Here is a 21,454-nt window from a genome sequence, read left to right on the forward strand (position 1 = left end):
AATTTGGGCGCTCTAAGGAGGGAGCATGACACAGGTTTCAGGCAAGCTATCCCATTGGCTTGCCTTTTATTTATGTAAAGGGCTTGGGATAAAGAGCCTTATTGCATTAAGTCAAAAACAGCCATTGGATAAGCTATTTAAGCTATCTAGTATAGAGCTTCAGCAGCTGGGCTTATCACAAAGCCAAGCCGATAACTTAGTTAACACCGACTGGCAATTAGTCGCCCACTACCAAGCATTAATAGCAACGCTCAAAATCAAAGTTATAAGTTATTTTGATAGCAACTATCCGCCCTTACTTAAGCAAATAGCCAGCGCACCTATTTTATTGTTTTGTTTAGGTAACACAGAACTATTACGGTCACCGCAAATAGCAATTGTTGGTAGCCGTAATGCCACACCGACAGGGCTTGAAATTGCTGCTGAGTTTGCCCACCAATTATCTGCTGTTGGCATGACAGTGACATCGGGTATGGCTATGGGCATAGATGGCGCAGCCCATAAAGGCGCACTAGCTGGTTCAGGCAATACCATTGCTGTACTAGGTACGGGTATCGATATTGCCTATCCCAAACGCCATAGTTTGCTCATTAAACAGGTTGCAGAGCGGGGTTTATTGGTTTCAGAGTTCTTGCCTGGCACCGCTGCTAATGCTGCTAATTTTCCGCGCCGAAATCGTATTATCTCTGGATTGTCATTAGGTGTGTTGATTGTCGAAGCGCAAATTAAAAGCGGTTCTTTGGTTACCGTACGCTATGCACTTGAGCAAAATAAAGACGTGTTTGCTGTGCCGGGTTCGATAAAAAGCCCACTTTCAGAGGCAAGTCATTTTTTAATTAAGCAAGGCGCTAAATTGACAGAAAATATTAGTGATATTCTTGATGAAGTGAGCTTTTTCTGTGAAAACAGTCTATATAGTATAGAACAGCCTATAGCAGATGAACCCGACTGCCCAGTGTTCAAAAGTATAGGGTATGAGGTAACAAGTGTTGACCAAATTACACAGCGCAGCCAATTACCTGTAGACGAAGTACAAGCTCGGTTACTCGACCTAGAGCTCGCAGATAAAATCGAACGAGTACTAGATGGTTATATAAGACTTGGAGGACATAAACATGTTTGACATCCTCATGTATCTTTTTGAAAACTATATCCATAGTGAAGCTGAAATCTTTACTGAAGAGAACGAACTTACCGATGAGTTAGTTCGTGCTGGCTTCAATAAACCTGAAATCTACAAAGCCCTTGATTGGCTAGAGCAACTTGCTGACTTACAACAAAGCGATATCTACCCGTACCTTAATGCCCAACCACAACATGCCATGCGTATTTACACTGATAGTGAATGCCAAATGTTAAGTGTTGAGTGTCGCGGCTTTTTAATGTTTATCGAGCAAATTGGTGTGATTAACACTGTAACCCGCGAAATGGTGATAGATAGACTTTGCGCTCTTGATAAACCATTTATTTCTTTGGAAGATCTAAAGTGGGTGGTGCTTATGGTGTTATTTAATGTACCAGGGTCAGAGCAAGCTTATGCACAAATGGAAGACTTAATATTTGACGAGCCAGCCGATGTATTACATTAATTCGACTTTGCTTGTATCTTTGTTGAGTTTGGGTATATTAGGCGAAAATTAGCCAACCCCACAGGAATCTTATGAGTAAAATCGACCATTCTCTTTTTTCTGCAGATAAACATGCACTCGAAAAAGAGTATGAGGTTTGCCCTAAATGCGGTTCTGAATTGGTTATGCGCAACTCAAAGTCAGGGCCGTTTTTAGGCTGTGCCAGTTACCCTAAGTGTGATTACATACGCCCATTAGCTCATCATGATAGCCAACAAATAAAGGTGCTCGAAGACAGTGCCTGCCCAGAGTGTGGCAAGCCATTGGTAATTAAAAATGGCCGCTACGGCATGTTTATTGGGTGTACTGGCTATCCCGAGTGCCACTATATTGCACATGATGAAGAACCTGACGATGCCCCCCAATTACCTGCTTGCCCGAAATGCAAAAAAGGCCAGCTGGTTGCGCGTAGTAATAAGTTTGGCAAAACCTTTTATTCTTGTGATGGCTATCCGCGCTGTAAATATACGCTTAATCATAAACCTGTGGCGACCGAGTGTCCTGCCTGTCAGTGGCCAATTATGACCGAAAAGAAAACTGCCTCAGGTGTTGTGTTACAATGCCCGCAGAAGTCGTGTATGCATAAGTTAGTCGAATCTTAATGCACTTTTAATTTGTTTATTTAGGAGAGTTTCTTTGTCTGATCCTGTTGCACAACCAGCCAATGCAATTGACGCTTTGCAGCAAGGCGGTGTGATTGTTTACCCAACCGAAGCTGTTTTTGGTCTTGGTTGCGATCCTGATAATCAAGCTGCGGTTGAAAAGCTTTTAGCCATCAAACAACGTCCTTTAGAAAAAGGCTTAATTTTAATTGCTGACAATTATGGCCAGTTATTAAAGTATGTAGATGATGCCAAAATCCCCATGGATAAACGTGCTGATATCTTCTCACAATGGCCAGGTGCTATCACTTGGGTGATGCCAGCAGCAAAAGAAACGCCAAAGTGGTTAACGGGTCAGTTTGATACTATTGCGGTACGTGTTACTGATCATCCAACAGTAAAAGCCCTGTGTCAGCAATTTGGTAAACCGTTGGTTTCAACAAGTGCAAACTTAACTGGTCAAGAAACGGTAATGACTATTGCACAAGCGAAAAGCGAATTTGCTGACACGGTAGATTTTTATGTTGATGAGCCGTTAGGTGGTAATAGCCAACCAAGTGTGATCAAAGACGCAGCGACCGGCAAAGTATTTAGAGGATAAACATGCAAAGCGAGTTACTCGAACAAGTTAAAACCTATTTAATGGCCTTACAAGATACAATTTGTAAGGGTCTTGAAAGTGCCGATGGCAAAGCAAAATTTGTTGAAGATAATTGGCAACGTGCAGAAGGCGGCGGTGGCCGTACTCGTGTTATCCAAGGTGGTAATGTCATCGAACAGGGTGGGGTAAACTACTCGCATGTATTTGGTGCTTCAATGCCAGCATCTGCAACAGCGCATCGTCCAGAGCTCGCCGGTCGTAGTTTTCATGCATGTGGTGTGTCATTAGTGATCCATCCGAATAATCCACATATTCCAACGAGTCACGCCAATGTGCGTTTCTTCATTGCCGAAAAAGAAGGTGAAGAGCCAATTTGGTGGTTTGGCGGTGGTTTTGATTTAACACCTTATTACCCTGTTTTTGAAGACGTACAACATTGGCATCAGGTGGCTAGCGATCTGTGTCAGCCATTCGGTGCAGCGGTATACGACAAATATAAAAACTGGTGTGATGAATACTTTTATTTAAAACACCGCGACGAAACACGAGGTGTTGGTGGCTTATTCTTTGATGATTTAAATGAGCTCGGCTTTGAACAAAGCTTTGCCTTTATGCAGGCGGTAGGAAATGGCTATTTAGATGCTTACCTTCCTATTATTGAGCGCCGTAAAGACACGCCAACAACTGAACAGCAACGCGATTTCCAACTGTATCGTCGTGGTCGTTATGTTGAGTTTAATCTTGTTTGGGACCGTGGCACATTATTTGGCTTACAAACCGGCGGACGTACTGAGTCAATTTTGATGTCGATGCCACCATTAGCACGTTGGGAGTATAACTATGTACCTGCTGCAGATAGCCCAGAAGCTAAGCTGTATCAGTACTATTTACGCCCACAAGATTGGTTAAATAGCAAAGAATCAGAGTTAGTTGCACGCCAGTGGCAGCTTTAATCAAGTATTGAAACCACTCTAATCAACATTGTGTTGTCACCCTCAACGAGGGTGGCGACACTGTCACTGTTAGGCAGCTCTGCTAAGACACTAAATAGCACTTCTGCTTTTAATATCTCTAACTTATCAGATGGTGTATCAATGGGGGCACTAACCTGTGTTAAGCATTGACTAATATCACAGGCATAGAAATCAAGTTTCACCTCAAAATATTCAGGGTGCTGAATAAGCTTATCAAAACCATCAACAATGCTTTGTTCATGTTTATCGCTCTGTGAGGTTTTATCTTGACTGATAAGAGATTGAGCAATCTGTTGAATATCATCCTGATAAATATATTGATCAATCGTGCTTAGTTGATCAGCAGTATCATTCACGCTGTGCTGATAGGTAAATAGTAACGCCGCAATAATTCCAATGCAGACTAAAAGAGTTGTTATAAATTTCATTTAAACATCCTTATTTACTATGAAATGTATATAACAACTCTAGCAGTTGCACGAAAAGTGCGCAATTTAGCTTAATTTGAAGCGTCTTACTTGCTCATCCAGTGAACGAGCTAACGACAACAGCTCTTCACTGACTTTTTGGTTTTCATGGGCATCGACTAATGAGTGCTCGGCATTGTCACTAATTGCTATAACGCTTTGGTTAATTTCTTCTGCCGCAAGGTTTTGCTGTTCAGTGGCATCAGCAATTTGCACGTTAAGTTGGTTTATTTCGCTCATTTGTGAAGAAATATCACGAAGAGCTTTAGCAACTTGCTTAACTTGCACTGCTCTTTCGTCTGCTTCTTCGCAAGAGTTATTCATGGTATTTACGGTTTGTGCCGCTTCACTTTGTAGTTTGTCGATAGTGCGGCGAATTTCGTCGGTTGAGTCATGGGTGCGGGTCGCTAAAGTACGTACTTCATCGGCTACCACAGCAAAGCCTCGGCCAGCTTCACCAGCACGAGCCGCCTCAATGGCAGCATTAAGTGCAAGTAAGTTAGTTTGCTCGGCAATGCTACTGATCACCTCGAGTACTTTACCAACGTCTAACGTTTGGGTTTGCAGTTGACTTACTTGCTCAGCAGCTGCTCTAACATCTGCCGCAAGTTGATTAATACTTTGCTCAGTGTGCTCAGCAACATGTAAGCTTTGTTGTGCAAGTTGATTACTGTGCTCAGACTTCTCAGACGCAAAATGGGTGGTGTTCTTTACTTCGCTTGATGAGCTTTCTAGTTCATTGATGGCGGCAGCGACCGAATCTGTCCCTTGCTTTTGCTTTAAGATCGCTTGCTCGGTAGCATCCGCTGAGGCATAAATGCTTTCGGCTGAGTGGATCAATACCTTAGAAGAATGGGAGACTTGGGCAATATTATCTTTAAACGCGCCTATCATGTGGTTAAAGCTGGTGGCAAGAGAGCTAAGCTCGTCATTATTATTGTCGTCTATCGTGAGGCTTAAATCTTTATTGGTGGTTGCCAAGTGCATGGTATGGCTAATGACTTTTAAGCGTTTTATGAAAATTTTTCTAAACATCACTGCTAGTAGTGAGAAAGCCGAAATGAAAATAGCCGCTAATAGTAGCGTGTTCATTAAGGTGTTTTGCGATACTTCTTGCTCAATATCAGCCAATGAATAATTAATTTTTACTACACCTAACACATCGCCTTCTTGTGCTTGATGGCAGCCTAAGCAGTTTGTTCCTTTATAGTCACTGCGAGCAAACATAGGTTTTAGATAAGTCATCGTACTATTTTGATTATCAATAAATAGTGCTTCAGTGCCTGTTAGTGCTTTTCGCTCAGCATTGTTAGTCGCAACTTGGTTGGCATTTCCTGGCCCATAAATTTTATTAACGATTGGACTACGAATGATATGGGCATCTTCAATATTAGGATGGCTTCTTAATTTAGTACTTAGAATTTCGCGATTAGCCATGGTGCCTGTCAGCATCATGGTATTAATAGAATCGAAGTAATTATCGGCAAGCAGTTTTATGTTACTTTCAACGGTATCTCGTGCTAATTCATGTTGTTGTTGGGCACTACTAAATATACTGGCAAATAATACCAATACCCCTGTTAGTGCTAACAAGGCATAAATTTTAAATTGGATAGACTTCATTCGACGACGCTTTTTCTAAATTAAGGAAAATTTATTATCTTTATTTAGAAAAAGCGTACATTGATATAGCGCAAAGCTTCGTTAGTTTTGATTGATCATATGGCTGGCTAGTTGCGATAACGATTGTCTTAACCCCTCGCGCAGTAGTGGGTTATCAATCTCGATATCAAGCGTTTTATTCATACAATGCATCCATTGGTCACGTAAGTCTTGATCAATAGGGAAAGGCATGTGACGCTTTCTTAGCATTGGGTGACCATATTTTTCGACGAAGAGGTCAGGCCCACCCAGCCAGCCAGATAAAAACTCAAAGAATACTTGGCGAATTCTGTCTAAAGGCTGCGGATGCATATCATATAATGGTTTGGCGTATTCATCTGTGGCCATTATGTCGTAAAATCGATTTGCAATTGCTCGAGCTCCTGCTTCACCGCCAATAATTTCGTAAGGTGTTTTTTCTGGGGTAGGTGTTTCAGGCGTTGGTTTCGATTTAGAAAAAAGTCGTTTAATCATAATATTAATAAAGCTCTACAGGGCGAAGAGGTTGCTTCACTATGGACAAATACGCGGTTTTTGGAAATCCAATAAAACATTCGAAATCACCCGCAATACACGCACAATTTGCTGCATCATTAAACGAGCAAATACAATACAGCGCCATTTTAGCACCAACAGATGCATTTGAAAAAACTGTCGCTGAGTTTTTCGTCGCGGGTGGTAAAGGGGCTAATGTCACTTTGCCATTCAAAGAACAAGCGTTTGCCATGGTCGATGAACTCACAGAGCAAGCGAAAATTGCCGGAGCAGTAAACACGATTAAGCAACTCGAAGATGGTAGCCTACTGGGTGATAACACCGATGGTGTAGGGCTTGTTAAAGATCTTTTAGCCAATAATGTCACCTTAAAAGGGCAGCGAGTACTTCTTATTGGCGCTGGTGGTGCGGCGCGAGGCGTCATTCAGCCATTATTGAATGAGCAAATCGAAAGCTTAATAATAGCCAACCGTACTGTAGAAAAAGCAAAGGCGCTAGCGAGTCATTTTAATGGTGAAATAGATGTGCAGGGCTTTGCTTTGAATGATATTCCAGAAAACAGCTATGATGTGGTGATTAATTCAACCTCAAGTAGCGTAACGGGAGACTTACCTGGTATAGCAGAAGACCACGTTGTTAAATGTCAGTGCGCTTACGATATGTTTTACGCCAATGACGATACCGCATTTATCAGTTGGGTTAAGTCGATTAACCCAACATGTTTAACACTCGATGGTTGTGGCATGCTAGTTGGCCAAGCGGCACAAGCTTATTTTGTATGGCGCAATAAAATGCCAGAAATTATTCCCGTTGTTACCGCGCTTAAAGCAGGAGAAATTGCGTGAATCAAGCTATCCAATTTATAGACAGACTCGAATTTAAGGCTGAAGAAATGCAGTTGGTATTCTTCGCACAAGTAAGTGGCTTGATGGTGGAGTGTGTTATTAATACCAGCAAGTATGATTTTGCAGATCAAAGCAGTGCAGTAAATTACTTTGAATCTTATCGTTTCGATTACGAAGAGCTCGCCGAGCAACTGATCGAAGATGAGCAATATAACTCGGCAGGACAAATCGAATTAACCGAGGTGTTTTAGTCCTCAGCTAAGTATTCATCTTTAAGCTGAACATAATTATCAGCAGAGATTTTTAAAAAGGCGCGCTCTTGCTCTGTTAAAGGGCGAGCCTGTTTTACAGGGCTACCTATATAGAGGTAACCTGACTCTAAACGCTTGTTAGGTGGTACTAGTGAACCACCACCAATGATCACATCATCTTCAACAATTGCGTTGTCCATCACAATTGCGCCCATACCAACAAGTATACGATTACCAAGTTGGCAGCCGTGTAGCATAACTTTATGACCAACAGTGACATCATCACCAATAATAAGAGGGTAGCCATCTGGGTTTGACTTAGAGGCACGGGTTAAATGTAAAACACTGCCGTCTTGAATGTTCGTACGTTCACCAATACGTATAAAGTTAACATCACCTCGCGCAGCAACAAGAGGCCATACACTTGAATCTTTACCAAGCGTAATATCACCCACTAAAACCGATGACTCATCAATATAAACACTATTATCGTATGTCGGAGTGATCCCTTTATAAGAACGGATAGTCATAAATTCACCTTTTAATTTTAAAATGCGCTCAGTCTAGTGTAACAGCGAAGCAAATAAATACACCAAAACAGGCCTAAATTGACTGCAAAACACCCAGTTTTAGGGTGTTTAGTTCAAAAGCTGAGCGAACAGTAGGTTTTTTTAAATTTTATTGAAAAAAGTGCTTGCGTAAAAATTCCATCTCCCTATAATGCGACCCCACTGACACGGCGGGCAGCAACGAAAGGCGCTGAACAACGTAGCAGAGAGTTAAGTGAAACTTCGGTTTCAAATAATCGAAAGAAAGTTTGAAATTAAGTGTTGACTCGAAAAATTAAGGATGTATTATACGCATCCCTAGCGACAACGTCGCAATGTTCTTTAACAATATAAAGCAATCATCTGTGTGGGCACTCGTACAGGTTGAGTTCTAACAGCGAAGCTTAGTTTACTAAGTGACGCAAACAAATTTAGAGTCTCAATTTCTTATGAGTGACTATATAGTCAATTTATACAGAATTCATTGAGCACGAAACTTCGGTTTCAAAAAACTTTTAATTGAAGAGTTTGATCATGGCTCAGATTGAACGCTGGCGGCAGGCCTAACACATGCAAGTCGAGCGGTAACAGAGAGTAGCTTGCTACTTTGCTGACGAGCGGCGGACGGGTGAGTAATGCTTGGGAATATGCCTTATGGTGGGGGACAACAGTTGGAAACGACTGCTAATACCGCATGATGTCTACGGACCAAAGTGGGGGACCTTCGGGCCTCACGCCATAAGATTAGCCCAAGTGGGATTAGCTAGTTGGTGAGGTAATGGCTCACCAAGGCGACGATCCCTAGCTGGTTTGAGAGGATGATCAGCCACACTGGGACTGAGACACGGCCCAGACTCCTACGGGAGGCAGCAGTGGGGAATATTGCACAATGGGCGCAAGCCTGATGCAGCCATGCCGCGTGTGTGAAGAAGGCCTTCGGGTTGTAAAGCACTTTCAGTAAGGAGGAAAGGTTAAGTGTTAATAGCGCTTAGCTGTGACGTTACTTACAGAAGAAGCACCGGCTAACTCCGTGCCAGCAGCCGCGGTAATACGGAGGGTGCGAGCGTTAATCGGAATTACTGGGCGTAAAGCGTACGCAGGCGGTTTGTTAAGCGAGATGTGAAAGCCCCGGGCTCAACCTGGGAACTGCATTTCGAACTGGCAAACTAGAGTGTGATAGAGGGTGGTAGAATTTCAGGTGTAGCGGTGAAATGCGTAGAGATCTGAAGGAATACCGATGGCGAAGGCAGCCACCTGGGTCAACACTGACGCTCATGTACGAAAGCGTGGGGAGCAAACAGGATTAGATACCCTGGTAGTCCACGCCGTAAACGATGTCTACTAGAAGCTCGGTTCCTCGGAACTGTTTTTCAAAGCTAACGCATTAAGTAGACCGCCTGGGGAGTACGGCCGCAAGGTTAAAACTCAAATGAATTGACGGGGGCCCGCACAAGCGGTGGAGCATGTGGTTTAATTCGATGCAACGCGAAGAACCTTACCTACACTTGACATACAGAGAACTTACCAGAGATGGTTTGGTGCCTTCGGGAACTCTGATACAGGTGCTGCATGGCTGTCGTCAGCTCGTGTTGTGAGATGTTGGGTTAAGTCCCGCAACGAGCGCAACCCCTATCCTTAGTTGCCAGCGATTCGGTCGGGAACTCTAAGGAGACTGCCGGTGATAAACCGGAGGAAGGTGGGGACGACGTCAAGTCATCATGGCCCTTACGTGTAGGGCTACACACGTGCTACAATGGCGCATACAGAGTGCTGCGAACCTGCGAGGGTAAGCGAATCACTTAAAGTGCGTCGTAGTCCGGATTGGAGTCTGCAACTCGACTCCATGAAGTCGGAATCGCTAGTAATCGCGTATCAGAATGACGCGGTGAATACGTTCCCGGGCCTTGTACACACCGCCCGTCACACCATGGGAGTGGGTTGCTCCAGAAGTGGATAGTCTAACCTTCGGGAGGACGTTCACCACGGAGTGATTCATGACTGGGGTGAAGTCGTAACAAGGTAGCCCTAGGGGAACCTGGGGCTGGATCACCTCCTTATACGATTTAGAACTTATTTGTTCGTAGTGTCCACACAGATGATTGTTAATTGTAAAGAGAACAACACTTATTGTTCGGGTCTGTAGCTCAGTTGGTTAGAGCGCACCCCTGATAAGGGTGAGGTCGGTAGTTCAAATCTACTCAGACCCACCACTTCTTTGAAGTGGCAACTAAACAGTAAGTACCAGCATATGTGGGGCTATAGCTCAGCTGGGAGAGCGCCTGCCTTGCACGCAGGAGGTCAGCAGTTCGATCCTGCTTAGCTCCACCACTTTTACTCCTTAAAAATAAACATTCTTAATCAGGTAATAAACTGCTTGAGAATAGAGTGTGTTTAATTTTGAGAAGTTTATTCTCTTGCTCTTTAAAAATTTGGAAAGCTGATATTAAAATTCTTATAGATAACATTGTTATTTATAAAGAGTTTTCAAAAGTAAAAATATGCCAGTTAATCAGCAATGATTAATCGGTATCTACTTTAGTATTCTCATCATTATTTGATGAATTAACTTCTGGCGAAGTTAACAGCTGTCACTAACAAAGACCCGTTTGGGTTGTATGGTTAAGTGACTAAGCGTACACGGTGGATGCCTTGGCAGTTGGAGGCGATGAAGGACGTATTAACTTGCGATAAGCCTAGTCAAGCTAGTAAAAAGCGCTTGAGACTAGGATTTCCGAATGGGGAAACCCACCTGCTTGCAGGTATCGTTAACTGAATACATAGGTTAACGAGGCGAACGCGGAGAACTGAAACATCTAAGTACCCGTAGGAACAGAAATCAACCGAGATTCCGGAAGTAGCGGCGAGCGAAACCGGACCAGCCCTTAAGCTTATTATGTGTTAGTGGAACATTCTGGAAAGTTTGACGATACAGGGTGATAGTCCCGTACACGAAAATGCATCTTAAGTGAAATCGAGTAGGTCGGAGCACGTGAAACTTTGACTGAATATAGGTGGACCATCATCTAAGGCTAAATACTCCCAACTGACCGATAGTGAACCAGTACCGTGAGGGAAAGGCGAAAAGAACCCCTGTGAGGGGAGTGAAATAGAACCTGAAACCGTGTACGTACAAGCAGTAGGAGCCCTTCGAGGGTGACTGCGTACCTTTTGTATAATGGGTCAGCGACTTATATTTTGTAGCGAGGTTAACCGAATAGGGTAGCCGTAGGGAAACCGAGTCTTAACTGGGCGTTGAGTTGCAAGGTATAGACCCGAAACCCGGTGATCTAGCCATGGGCAGGTTGAAGGTTGAGTAACATCAACTGGAGGACCGAACCCACTAACGTTGAAAAGTTAGGGGATGACCTGTGGCTAGGAGTGAAAGGCTAATCAAACCGGGAGATAGCTGGTTCTCCCCGAAATCTATTTAGGTAGAGCCTCGGACGAATACTTACGGGGGTAGAGCACTGTTAAGGCTAGGGGGTCATCCCGACTTACCAACCCTTTGCAAACTCCGAATACCGTAAAGTACTATCCGGGAGACACACGGCGGGTGCTAACGTCCGTCGTGAAGAGGGAAACAACCCAGACCGCCAGCTAAGGTCCCAAAGTCATAGTTAAGTGGGAAACGATGTGGAAAGGCCCAGACAGCCAGGAGGTTGGCTTAGAAGCAGCCATCCTTTAAAGAAAGCGTAATAGCTCACTGGTCGAGTCGGTCTGCGCGGAAGATGTAACGGGGCTAAACTATGCACCGAAGCTGCGGATTCAAAATTTATTTTGAGTGGTAGGGGAGCGTTCTGTAAGCCGTTGAAGGTGTACCGGGAGGTATGCTGGAGGTATCAGAAGTGCGAATGCTGACATGAGTAACGATAATGCGGGTGAAAAACCCGCACGCCGGAAGACCAAGGGTTCCTATCCCATGTTAATCAGGGTAGGGTAAGTCGACCCCTAAGGCGAGGCCGAAAGGCGTAGTCGATGGGAAACGGGTTAATATTCCCGTACTTGGTATAATTGCGATGGGGGGACGGAGCAGGCTAAACAAGCATGGCGTTGGTTGTCCATGTGAAAGTGAGTAGGTTGAGAGTTTAGGAAAATCCGGACTCTTAAGACTGAGACACGAGACGAGCCACTAAGGTGGTGAAGTTGTTGATGCCATACTTCCAGGAAAAGCCTCTAAGCTTCAGATTATACCGAATCGTACCCCAAACCGACACAGGTGGTCAGGTAGAGAATACTAAGGCGCTTGAGAGAACTCGGGTGAAGGAACTAGGCAAAATCGTACCGTAACTTCGGGAGAAGGTACGCTCCTATCTGTGATGAGACTTGCTCTCTAAGCGGACGGGAGCCGCAGTGACCAGGTGGCTGGGACTGTTTATTAAAAACACAGCACTGTGCAAAATCGCAAGATGACGTATACGGTGTGACACCTGCCCGGTGCCGGAAGGTTAATTGATGGGGTTAGTTTTCGGACGAAGCTCTTGATCGAAGCCCCGGTAAACGGCGGCCGTAACTATAACGGTCCTAAGGTAGCGAAATTCCTTGTCGGGTAAGTTCCGACCTGCACGAATGGTGTAACCATGGCCACGCTGTCTCCACCCGAGACTCAGTGAAATTGAAATCGCAGTGAAGATGCTGTGTACCCGCGGCTAGACGGAAAGACCCCGTGAACCTTTACTACAGCTTGGCACTGAACATTGAACCTACATGTGTAGGATAGGTGGGAGGCTTTGAAGCAGAAACGCTAGTTTTTGTGGAGCCGTCCTTGAAATACCACCCTTGTAGTTTTGATGTTCTAACGTTGGCCCCTTATCGGGGTTACGGACAGTGCCTGGTGGGTAGTTTGACTGGGGCGGTCTCCTCCCAAAGAGTAACGGAGGAGCACGAAGGTTGGCTAAGTACGGTCGGACATCGTACGGTTAGTGTAATGGTAGAAGCCAGCTTAACTGCGAGACAGACACGTCGAGCAGGTACGAAAGTAGGTCATAGTGATCCGGTGGTTCTGAATGGAAGGGCCATCGCTCAACGGATAAAAGGTACTCCGGGGATAACAGGCTGATACCGCCCAAGAGTTCATATCGACGGCGGTGTTTGGCACCTCGATGTCGGCTCATCACATCCTGGGGCTGAAGTCGGTCCCAAGGGTATGGCTGTTCGCCATTTAAAGTGGTACGCGAGCTGGGTTTAGAACGTCGTGAGACAGTTCGGTCCCTATCTGCCGTGGGCGTTTGAGAATTGAGAGGGGTTGCTCCTAGTACGAGAGGACCGGAGTGAACGAACCGCTGGTGTTCGGGTTGTCATGCCAATGGCATTGCCCGGTAGCTACGTTCGGAACTGATAAGCGCTGAAAGCATCTAAGCGCGAAGCAGGCCTCGAGATGAGTTCTCACTAGACTTTTAAAGTCTCTGAAGGGCCGTTGAAGACTACAACGTTGATAGGCAGGATGTGGAAGTGGTGTGAGCCATTAAGCTAACCTGTACTAATTACCCGTGAGGCTTAACCATACAACGCCAAACGCGTTTTATGACAGCGTAACAGACAGAAGTTAAGACACTAAAGTAGACATTTACTTAATATCAGAATTCCGAATTTATTAATTTGCTCAAAAGAGCGAATTAAACCAAATTTGCTTGGTGACAATAGCGTTTTGGACCCACCTGACCCCATGCCGAACTCAGTAGTGAAACGAAACAGCGCCGATGATAGTGTGGCATTTGCCATGTGAAAGTAGGACATCGCCAGGCTCCAAATTAAAGAAAGCCCGATTCGAAAGAGTCGGGCTTTTTTGCGTTTAAGCTATCAGCTTTCATCCAGGTAGGTTGGGTAGAGCGCGGCGAAACCCAACGAGTTAGCGAGTTGCTAGTTAGCAAGGGTAAAGTTGAACAGTGGGGTTGTTTAGTACAGAGTCACCCTCAGCAACAAACCTCATAGTAGGCACTTCAGTGCCGAATAGACAAGAGACATCAGACGTCAGATAATAGATGTTAGTTGATCTACCGGGTTGCTAGGTAACTGAGTCACCCTCAGCAACAAACCCCCGTAGGAGGCACTTCAGTGCTGAATTCAGACCATAACAAACACATTCACGACTAAAACCATACCTACAAGTACACTTTACCTAGAGCCAGAGCCAGAGGGAGACGCAGAACCAAACAACCCCACTGCAAAGCTGATAGCTGACGGATGAAAGCTGATAGCTCTGTGTTGGGTTTCGCTTTGCTCTACCCAACCTACGCCAGACCTTTAAACTTTCCCCTCGCTAACTAGCAATTCACGACCCAATTTACCCTTTGTTGCAATTTTAATCTTGGTTTAGTACCTGAGCTATGTAAAACTATTTGCGTTTTTAAACCACAATCAGGTGACATGAATGTCTCAAATAAAAGCTTGGAAACTTATTAGCCTGTTTTGTTTGGTAAGCTTGCTTATGGGCTGTGAGTCGAAAGAAGAGCAGCTGAAACAAACAATACAACAATCCATAGAAAAAGCTGAAGTTGAATTAAATCAACTCGGTACAGCGCTTGATAATGGCTCTTTGCGTAATGCGACGATACTTAAACAATACGGCAAGGTGCTTGCTGAGCAGCAACCGCAACTTTCTGAGATCGCGCGAGTAATTAGTCTTGATGCGACTCGTGAAGGGGCTATTTATTCAGGTCTTACACAGCGCTTAGCTGAGGTTAAGTCTACTTATCTGATACCACCTTATGAAGATACCCTTCATCAACTTGATCTCATTCGTGATGCTGCCAAACCGTCTTTATTTCAAGATGCGCTGACAGATCCTATCAATATGCTTGCTGATATGTCGCAGGGGTCATTAGCACGTGTTGGCGCAATTAGTGAAGCTGCTGAAGGTGAAAGTGTTGGTAACCAGTTAGTTGGTAACCCTAACTATGGGCAATGGCAAACGAATAGCAGCGGTACCAGCTTTTGGGTTTGGTATGGGATGTATCGCATGTTGGGCGATGTATTCGACCGAGTTGAGTATGGTCGCTGGAGCCGTCATAGAAAGTATAGTTATTACAATGACTATGGCCGTTATCGTTATTCGAGCCCAAAACAGATTAAAGCACAACAAACGGTAGAGACGCGTACTCGACAGTCTTATCAACGCCAAGGTAAACAATTCACTAGTCCGTATGCCACTAAGCGCAGTGGTGCATCTGGATTAAGCCGTAGCAGCTATACGCCGCCACGCACACGCAGTAGCTATGCTTCTAGCAGTAGTTACAGTAAAAGCTCTGGGTCATTACGCAACAGCTCGAGCAGAACATCACGTGGCATTAGCCGCGGTAAGTAGTGAAAAGAATAACCACCGGAGTTACAACACATGTATGAATTTAATGGAATAACAACTTGGTCGTTGCAAGCTTTAGCAATCGACTTTGCAATCATTATCGCTTTATTTGTCAGCCTAAAATTTATTAAGGGTTGGGTATCTAACTTACACGCTAATGATGAAATAACTGAGCGCGACAATTTTGCGTTTGGTATTAGCTTTGCGGCAGGACTTGTGGCACTGGCTATTGTTCTAAGTGGCGTGAGCAGCGGCGCATTTGCACCGACTTTACAACAAGAAGCATTACAAATGCTAGGTTATGGTGTGATGGCGATTGTGCTTATCAAGCTAGGTCACTTCTTCCAAGACAAGGTAGCGCTTCGTAAAGTAAGCCTGCACGACGAAATCGTAAAAGGCAATGCTACTGCTGCACTGATTGATTTTGGCCATGTGGTGAGTGTGGCGATTGTCATTCGCTCAGCTTTATTCTGGGTGGCCACTGAGGGTTGGCATGGTATTCCAATTGTGATCGCAGCTTTTGCCATTGGCAGCATTGCGATGCTTCTGATCAGTCAATATCGCGTGCAGTTATTCAAACGTACTAATCGCAGTGGCGATTGCTTACAGCAAGCGGTTATTGACGGTAATTTAGCAGTAGGTATTCGTTATGCTGGCTTTTTAGTGGGTAGTGCATTGGCATTAACGGCTGCATCAGGTATTGCTCCATATGCGGCTGACAACATTGTAGCTAGTTTAGGTTACTGGGCATTAAGTGCAGCAGTGAGTTTAGTTGCTTTCATTTTACTACACTTAGTGACTATCAAAATCATCCTATCTGGTTGTGATATTTCAGATGAAGTGAACCGCCAGAAGAACGTGGGTGTGGCAGCTATCTCTGCAGCAATCTCATTTGCGATTGGTTCGACTATGGCAACCTTGTTAGGTGCCTAATTAAGTGTCTACTACAACAAGCGCCCCAAGTAGAGCCCATCTACTTGGGCATGATTTCCTATTAATAACTGTTATGGCCGTACTCGCTGGGTGCGGCCTTATTTATGAGTACCTGCTATCTCATTATGCTGGCCGTGTCTTAGGCTCGGTCGAGAGTGCCATTTATGCCATGATCGGCACCATGATTGTCGCTATGGGTATCGGTGCATTTTTAGCACGTTGGTTTAAAGATGCATTTACTGCTTTCGCGTGGCTAGAGAGCATAATTGCTTTGGTCGGCATGGGCTGTATTTTAGCGATAGCGAGTGTAATCGCTGTCAGTTATTCATTGCCGCATATCTTCTCAGAAATTTTTAACCTGCCTGCAGATACCGTACTTAATGGTTACGTGTTTGAAAGGCTGCAAGAATGGTCTCGTTTTTTACCTTATGTGTTTGGTCTATTACTTGGGCTATTAATTGGTATGGAGATCCCGCTAATTGCGCGTATTCGCCAGCAAGTCTATGGGCGCTTTTTAGAGAACAATGCGGGCACCATTTACGGGGCTGATTATATCGGTGCCGGTGTCGGTGCTGCGATTTGGGTGAGCATTATGCTTGCGATGCCAATTATGCAAGCAGCAGCTTGGACGGCGTTGTTTAATATTATTGCCGGTCTCGTATTTTTATGGCGCTATCATCAACACGTTCGCTTCGCTAAGTTACTGTTAGTTTGCCATGTACTGTTGTTGGTGTTTTTTGCGTTTGTGCTCGTGCTTGGCACCAGCTGGATGAAAAACCTAAGCAATGTTTTATACAAAGATAAAGTCATCTACTCGCAAGCAACTAAGTATCAGCATTTGGTGTTAACTGAGCGTTTGAGTCGCAATCAGCCCAATGCAATTACTGATCTTTACCTCAATGGTCGTTTACAGTTCTCAAGTGTGGATGAGCAAATTTATCATTCAATGCTTGTCTATCCTGCTATGTTGGCTTCAAATCGTCATGACCGCGTGTTGATCATCGGGGGTGGTGATGGGCTTGCACTGCGTGATGTTTTGAAGTGGCCAGTAGAGCATGTCACTCTGGTTGACTTAGATGGTCAGCTGTTAAACTTATTTGGTAATGATGTCGGCGACTATGATGCGCCAGAGAAAATCAGAACACGTTTAACAGCGCTAAATAAACACTCTATGAGCGATCCTCGTGCTGATATTCGCATTGCAGATGCCTTTTTAGAGGTCGAAGCAATGCTGGCAAAAGGCGAGCGCTTTGACACTATTTTGATAGACCTACCAGACCCTAATCACCCTGATCTCAATAAGATGTACAGTGACTATTTTTACAATCATGTACGTCAGTTATTGGCGCCTGACGGGGCTGTGGCCGTGCAATCAACATCTCCTTATCATGCGAAGAAAGCATTTTTGAGTATTGCTAAAACAATGAAAGCTGCTGGTTTTGGTTATGTTGAGCAATACCAACAAAATATTCCTTCGTTTGGTCAATGGGGTTGGACTATCGCGACCACCGCTGGCAAATCAGCAAGTCAGCGAATTCGCGAAACTCACGAATTACCCGTGCCATCTCGTTGGGTAAGCAAAGAATATTTGTTGGCTTCTTTTGTATTTCCGAATCATTTTTTTGAACAAGTAAACACGATTGAAGTCAATAGATTAGGTTCAGGAACCTTATATGATTATTACCGCCAAGCATGGCAAGTTGAAACCGAATTGTACAAAAATTGATATTTTATAGTTGACATAATATGTCGGCTATGCAAATCTTAACTCAGACATAATATGTCAAAACGTAAAAAGGTGAGACATGGAATTAAATGAACTATCAATCAAACTGGCTTCTTTTGAAACAGAAGGTGTGAGCTTTGAGTCTTTCTTGATTGCCAACGAAGGTGAGCAAGATGTGTTACAAGTTATCGTCGATGGGAATGATGAGTTACCTATCTTTGTTACCCAAACAGAAGAGCAACTACTGTGTATTAGCTACCTGTTTGCTGAAAACGAAGTACAAGCAGATATGCGTAATGAGTTAAACGAAACGTTACTACGTTTAAATGTGCCAATTCCATTAAGTGCATTTGCAAAAATTGATGATAAATACGCTATTTTTGGCGCGTTATCGGTTAATTCATCGTTTGATGATATTACCCATGAGTTGGTAACACTGGCAGACAATGCGATTGATGCACTTGAAGCCGTGACCATTTATTTAAACGATTAATTAGCAATTTCTGGAGTTAAGATTATGAGTATTTTAAAGAAACTATTTACAGCTGTACGTGGTGGCGCTCGTGAAGCAGGACAAGCAATTGTTGATGCAAACGGTATCCGTATCTTTGAACAAGAAATTGCTGATGCACAAAATGCCCTACAACGTGCTAAGAAAAGCCTGACTGAAGTAATGGCAAAAGAGATGCAAACGAAGCGTAAAATTAGCGCACTAGATGCATCAATTGCTGAACATGAAGCATATGCAGGCCAAGCACTTGAAAAAGGCAACGAAGCACTCGCATTAGAAATTGCAGAAAAAATCGGTGATTTTGAAGCTGAAAAAGCAGAGAACGAAGAAGTGTTAGCTGGTTTTAGTAACCACATTGTGCAACTAAAGCAGCAAGTTAAAGAAGCTGAAAAGTCGATTAAAGAAAACCAACGTCAATTAACAATGGTTAAAACGACAGAAAGTGTGCAGCAAGCAACAATGGCTGTAAACAGCACGCTAAATACGAATAGCTCATCAATGACATCAGCACGTGAGTCTCTAGAGCGTATTAAACAACGCCAGCAAGACCGCCAAGACCAGTTAGGTGCGGCTAAGCAATTAGAAGCTGACACTAACGGCGATGATTTAAAAGCGAAAATGGCTGAAGCGGGTATTGGTGATACTAGCCCGAAAAGCGCGGATATTTTGGCGCGTATTAAAGCAAAGCAAAATAGCTAATCTGTTAGCGGAAAAACAAAAGGTAACCCACGCACTGGGTTACCTTTTTTGCTTCAACAAGGAGTCAGCCAATGTTTAACTTTTTCAAATCTAAAAAAGCCCCAGAGCGTCAGCTTACTGATCCAAGCCAATTACTTGTTGGTGATATGCTAACAGTGATTGATTCGTTCGCTTACCCAAGCTGGTTAAAAGGACAGACACTGCGTGTTATTGATGTGCAAACGTATCAGTATCAGCGTAGTGCAGAGTATGAGATGGTACTCGAAAGCGAATCTGGCCAAGTGGTGTTTTTGCAAGTTGAGTCAGATGACGGTGAACAATGGGCAAACTTTGCGATCAAAATTCAACGCGATGATGTTGATGAAATTTTTACTCTCGATGAGTTCGCTCGTATTTTTGATGAAGACGAATTAACGGCAATTAATGTACAAAATAGCCCAGAACGTTTTAGTCACTTTTTAGCATCGAGCTACAAGCAATCAGAAGCACCTTATGTGTGTTATTTCCATAATAAGGACTACCGTAATAAGCCTTTACCTCGATATGAAGATGAAGGCGGTGAACCGTGTGAAATGATCTGTTTAAGTTCTGACGATGAATCGCATAGTTTAAATATTGAAATTTGGGAAGGCGGTGAAACAGAGGTATCACTGACGTTAACCAGGCCAATTAGCGATATTGTTGACTTATTTCCTGGGGATGCCAAGTGAGTGATGCAAAAGCTAAATGGCAGCGTCAGGAACAAGCCGTTAGAGCCACGCAAATGGCGTTTGATTTAAGCTCTGAAGTGCAAAAATCAATTAAGAAGCAAGCCATTGACCAAGAGCTTACACCATCAGATATGATCCGTAAGATTTTGGAGCTCGACGTTAAGTCGAAAAAAACCAGACAGCGTTTATCGTTTAACTTAAATGATGAAGAAATTGCCTTATTGGCTGAGCGGTTTGGTGTTGCTGCTGATGATAAACGTGCTGTGAAACAGCGTGTGGCAGAACTACTCATTGCGCACAGTAAAAAAAGCTAAGGTTTTGCCTTTACTTCTTTAAGCCCTTACACTGAGACTAGATGTTTTAAAGAAGTGACATGACTTTGGATATTATTTTACTTGCGTATTTAGTTATTTTTGCATTATTTGGCACTGCAGCAAGTTACTTTGTTCGCTACATTTACGCTTACTGGGTGCATAATACAATGCAGGTAAAGTACATTTATAAGGCCGGGATTTGTATCATCAGCGTGGTGATAGTATCCGGCCTTATTGCATTGTTTACTTAATCTCGATTGCTTGGCACTGCTGCGAAATACACAGCGATTGTACCGGCAGGACAGGCGAACAATCGTTAACGGTTAATGCTTGCTCAGATGACTTTTCAGCGGCTGTAATTCGCTCTGCAAGTTGCTCAGCTTGTTCTTGTGCGTTGTTTAACGTTGAATAGACCACATAGCGACTTGGGCCACCACATGCTCGCTCACCAACTTCTAACACTTTACATTGAAAGCTCGCAGTACAGCTATTATTGCTAACGATATCGTTCAGCTGATCATTTAAATCACCTAAATCAACGCGCGCAGAACTACCCGACGTTGTTGTTTCGCAACCGTTTAAAGCAATGCTTGCTAATACAGTTGTGGTGATGAACAGTTTCTTGAAAATCGATGAACGAACCATTATTGCTTATTCCTTAGTATACACTTGCCGCTGAGCCTTCGATTCTAACACAAGTATTCTCAGAACACTGCGCACCTGGTGCGGTTAGATGCTGACAAATACTCATCATGTCGTTTGCTGCGTTAAATTGCTTTTCAAGGGCGGTGATATCTTTTGCAAGTTTTTCAACCTCAGCCGTGTCGGCTGTTTTGGTTGAATAAACAATGAAGCTACTTGGGCCGCCACAAGCACGACTACCAACAGGTAATACTTTACATTGGCTGCTGTTGTCACAGCTTGGATCATCGATTAATTGTTTAAGTTGCTCATGGGCAGAGCTAATAGTGGCTTTATCTGGGGCTGCTTTGGTCACTTCCTCAGCGTTTTTTATTTCAACGACTTTTGGTGCCTCGACAAGTTTATTGCTGGTTGCCGTTGATTCGGCTTGCTCATTAGTTGCAGCGTCCGAGCACGCAGTTAATAACACAGGAAATAAAATTGCCAATAGTGGATAGCGCATAACATACCTAAAAATCGTTGAATAAGTACTCACTATCATACACATTG

21 protein-coding genes, 2 tRNA genes and 3 rRNA genes are annotated in these 21,454 nt (G+C 43.9%); 20 read left to right on the top strand and 6 right to left on the bottom strand.

Translation table 11 applies throughout. The annotated features are described in order from the left end of the window. The first annotated feature begins 25 nt into the window (after positions 1-25). From dprA to hemF, 5 genes are all read left to right on the top strand, one after another. Positions 26-1,123, top strand: a complete 1,098-nt coding sequence (dprA, locus tag P4S60_RS17110; protein ID WP_337116729.1) for a DNA-processing protein DprA — start codon at positions 26-28, stop codon at positions 1,121-1,123. After that, the gene (locus P4S60_RS17115) at positions 1,116-1,589 is read left to right on the top strand and encodes a DUF494 family protein (protein ID WP_054563780.1); all 474 of its coding nucleotides are present in this window, start codon (positions 1,116-1,118) and stop codon (positions 1,587-1,589) included. Before dprA ends, P4S60_RS17115 begins: the two co-directional genes overlap by 8 nt. A 71-nt stretch (positions 1,590-1,660) precedes the next feature. Further along, complete coding sequence (locus tag P4S60_RS17120; RefSeq protein WP_063701474.1) at positions 1,661-2,230, top strand: DNA topoisomerase family protein; 570 nt, start codon at positions 1,661-1,663, stop codon at positions 2,228-2,230. A 34-nt stretch (positions 2,231-2,264) separates the two neighbouring features. Then, positions 2,265-2,831 (top strand): L-threonylcarbamoyladenylate synthase, encoded by a 567-nt coding sequence (locus tag P4S60_RS17125; RefSeq protein ID WP_337116730.1) that lies wholly within the window; start codon positions 2,265-2,267, stop codon positions 2,829-2,831. A gap of 2 nt (positions 2,832-2,833) precedes the next feature. Beyond that, positions 2,834-3,784 carry an oxygen-dependent coproporphyrinogen oxidase gene (hemF, locus tag P4S60_RS17130; RefSeq protein WP_337116731.1) on the top strand — a complete coding sequence of 317 codons (951 nt, stop codon included), beginning with the start codon at positions 2,834-2,836 and terminating at the stop codon, positions 3,782-3,784. Here hemF and P4S60_RS17135 read toward each other — a convergent pair. The 3 genes from P4S60_RS17135 to P4S60_RS17145 all read right to left on the bottom strand — a co-directional run bounded on the left by P4S60_RS17135 (position 3,781) and on the right by P4S60_RS17145 (position 6,408). Continuing rightward, positions 3,781-4,233: a hypothetical protein gene (locus tag P4S60_RS17135; RefSeq protein ID WP_054554763.1), complete on the bottom strand. Its 453-nt coding sequence runs from the start codon at positions 4,231-4,233 to the stop codon at positions 3,781-3,783. The genes hemF and P4S60_RS17135 overlap by 4 nt on opposite strands. A gap of 66 nt (positions 4,234-4,299) precedes the next feature. Continuing rightward, positions 4,300-5,895, bottom strand: a complete 1,596-nt coding sequence (locus P4S60_RS17140) for a methyl-accepting chemotaxis protein (RefSeq protein WP_337116732.1) — start codon at positions 5,893-5,895, stop codon at positions 4,300-4,302. 81 nt (positions 5,896-5,976) lie between these two features. Next, positions 5,977-6,408 (bottom strand): group II truncated hemoglobin, encoded by a 432-nt coding sequence (locus P4S60_RS17145; protein ID WP_054554758.1) that lies wholly within the window; start codon positions 6,406-6,408, stop codon positions 5,977-5,979. A 41-nt stretch (positions 6,409-6,449) separates the two neighbouring features. Between P4S60_RS17145 and aroE the strand changes: the two genes are divergently transcribed. Both aroE and P4S60_RS17155 read left to right on the top strand, forming a co-directional pair. Next, positions 6,450-7,274: a shikimate dehydrogenase gene (gene aroE, locus P4S60_RS17150; RefSeq protein WP_337116733.1), complete on the top strand. Its 825-nt coding sequence runs from the start codon at positions 6,450-6,452 to the stop codon at positions 7,272-7,274. Further along, on the top strand, positions 7,271-7,525 hold the full coding sequence (locus tag P4S60_RS17155; protein ID WP_337116734.1) for a DUF1488 domain-containing protein: 255 nt from the start codon (positions 7,271-7,273) through the stop codon (positions 7,523-7,525). The genes aroE and P4S60_RS17155 overlap by 4 nt, the downstream gene beginning before the upstream one ends. Here P4S60_RS17155 and P4S60_RS17160 read toward each other — a convergent pair. After that, entirely contained in the window at positions 7,522-8,055 is a 534-nt protein-coding gene (locus tag P4S60_RS17160; RefSeq protein ID WP_337116735.1) for a gamma carbonic anhydrase family protein, read from the bottom strand. The genes P4S60_RS17155 and P4S60_RS17160 overlap by 4 nt on opposite strands. Positions 8,056-8,589: 534 nt before the next feature. Here P4S60_RS17160 and P4S60_RS17165 point away from each other — a divergent pair. The 13 genes from P4S60_RS17165 (at position 8,590) to P4S60_RS17225 (ending at position 20,514) form a co-directional block, all read left to right on the top strand. Then, positions 8,590-10,130: ribosomal RNA gene (locus tag P4S60_RS17165) — 16S ribosomal RNA — on the top strand. A 76-nt stretch (positions 10,131-10,206) separates the two neighbouring features. Next, positions 10,207-10,283, top strand: a tRNA-Ile gene (locus P4S60_RS17170). Positions 10,284-10,325: 42 nt separating this feature from the next. After that, positions 10,326-10,401 (top strand) — tRNA-Ala (locus P4S60_RS17175). A 289-nt stretch (positions 10,402-10,690) separates the two neighbouring features. Continuing rightward, positions 10,691-13,574, top strand: a 23S ribosomal RNA gene (locus P4S60_RS17180). Positions 13,575-13,699: 125 nt separating this feature from the next. After that, a 5S ribosomal RNA gene (gene rrf / locus P4S60_RS17185) occupies positions 13,700-13,814 on the top strand. The 16S, 23S and 5S rRNA genes sit together here with 2 tRNA genes alongside, the layout of an rRNA operon. Before the next feature lie 626 nt (positions 13,815-14,440). Next, complete coding sequence (locus P4S60_RS17190; RefSeq protein WP_337116736.1) at positions 14,441-15,373, top strand: CHAD domain-containing protein; 933 nt, start codon at positions 14,441-14,443, stop codon at positions 15,371-15,373. Positions 15,374-15,403: 30 nt separating this feature from the next. After that, entirely contained in the window at positions 15,404-16,303 is a 900-nt protein-coding gene (locus P4S60_RS17195) for a DUF350 domain-containing protein (protein WP_054563730.1), read from the top strand. 73 nt (positions 16,304-16,376) lie between these two features. Then, complete coding sequence (locus P4S60_RS17200) at positions 16,377-18,029, top strand: polyamine aminopropyltransferase (protein ID WP_442961490.1); 1,653 nt, start codon at positions 16,377-16,379, stop codon at positions 18,027-18,029. A gap of 79 nt (positions 18,030-18,108) precedes the next feature. After that, positions 18,109-18,522 carry a YjfI family protein gene (locus P4S60_RS17205; RefSeq protein WP_054563728.1) on the top strand — a complete coding sequence of 138 codons (414 nt, stop codon included), beginning with the start codon at positions 18,109-18,111 and terminating at the stop codon, positions 18,520-18,522. Between the two features lie 24 nt (positions 18,523-18,546). Then, complete coding sequence (locus P4S60_RS17210) at positions 18,547-19,239, top strand: PspA/IM30 family protein (protein WP_063700567.1); 693 nt, start codon at positions 18,547-18,549, stop codon at positions 19,237-19,239. 71 nt (positions 19,240-19,310) lie between these two features. Next, on the top strand, positions 19,311-19,949 hold the full coding sequence (locus P4S60_RS17215) for a hypothetical protein (RefSeq protein WP_337116738.1): 639 nt from the start codon (positions 19,311-19,313) through the stop codon (positions 19,947-19,949). Then, the gene (locus tag P4S60_RS17220) at positions 19,946-20,263 is read left to right on the top strand and encodes a hypothetical protein (RefSeq protein ID WP_063700569.1); all 318 of its coding nucleotides are present in this window, start codon (positions 19,946-19,948) and stop codon (positions 20,261-20,263) included. The genes P4S60_RS17215 and P4S60_RS17220 overlap by 4 nt, the downstream gene beginning before the upstream one ends. Before the next feature lie 65 nt (positions 20,264-20,328). Beyond that, positions 20,329-20,514 carry a hypothetical protein gene (locus P4S60_RS17225; RefSeq protein ID WP_054554683.1) on the top strand — a complete coding sequence of 62 codons (186 nt, stop codon included), beginning with the start codon at positions 20,329-20,331 and terminating at the stop codon, positions 20,512-20,514. Here the strand turns inward: P4S60_RS17225 and P4S60_RS17230 are convergent. Together P4S60_RS17230 and P4S60_RS17235 are read right to left on the bottom strand one after the other, a co-directional pair. Then, a complete protein-coding gene (locus P4S60_RS17230) occupies positions 20,507-20,908 on the bottom strand; it encodes a hypothetical protein (RefSeq protein WP_337116739.1) in 402 nt (133 codons plus the stop codon). The two genes, P4S60_RS17225 and P4S60_RS17230, sit on opposite strands and share 8 nt — an antisense overlap. A 13-nt stretch (positions 20,909-20,921) precedes the next feature. Continuing rightward, positions 20,922-21,407 (bottom strand): hypothetical protein, encoded by a 486-nt coding sequence (locus P4S60_RS17235; RefSeq protein WP_337116740.1) that lies wholly within the window; start codon positions 21,405-21,407, stop codon positions 20,922-20,924. Positions 21,408-21,454 lie beyond the last annotated feature (47 nt).

It is taken from the genome of Pseudoalteromonas sp. Hal040, assembly GCF_037162425.1.
Taxonomy (GTDB): Bacteria; Pseudomonadota; Gammaproteobacteria; order Enterobacterales; family Alteromonadaceae; genus Pseudoalteromonas; species Pseudoalteromonas gelatinilytica.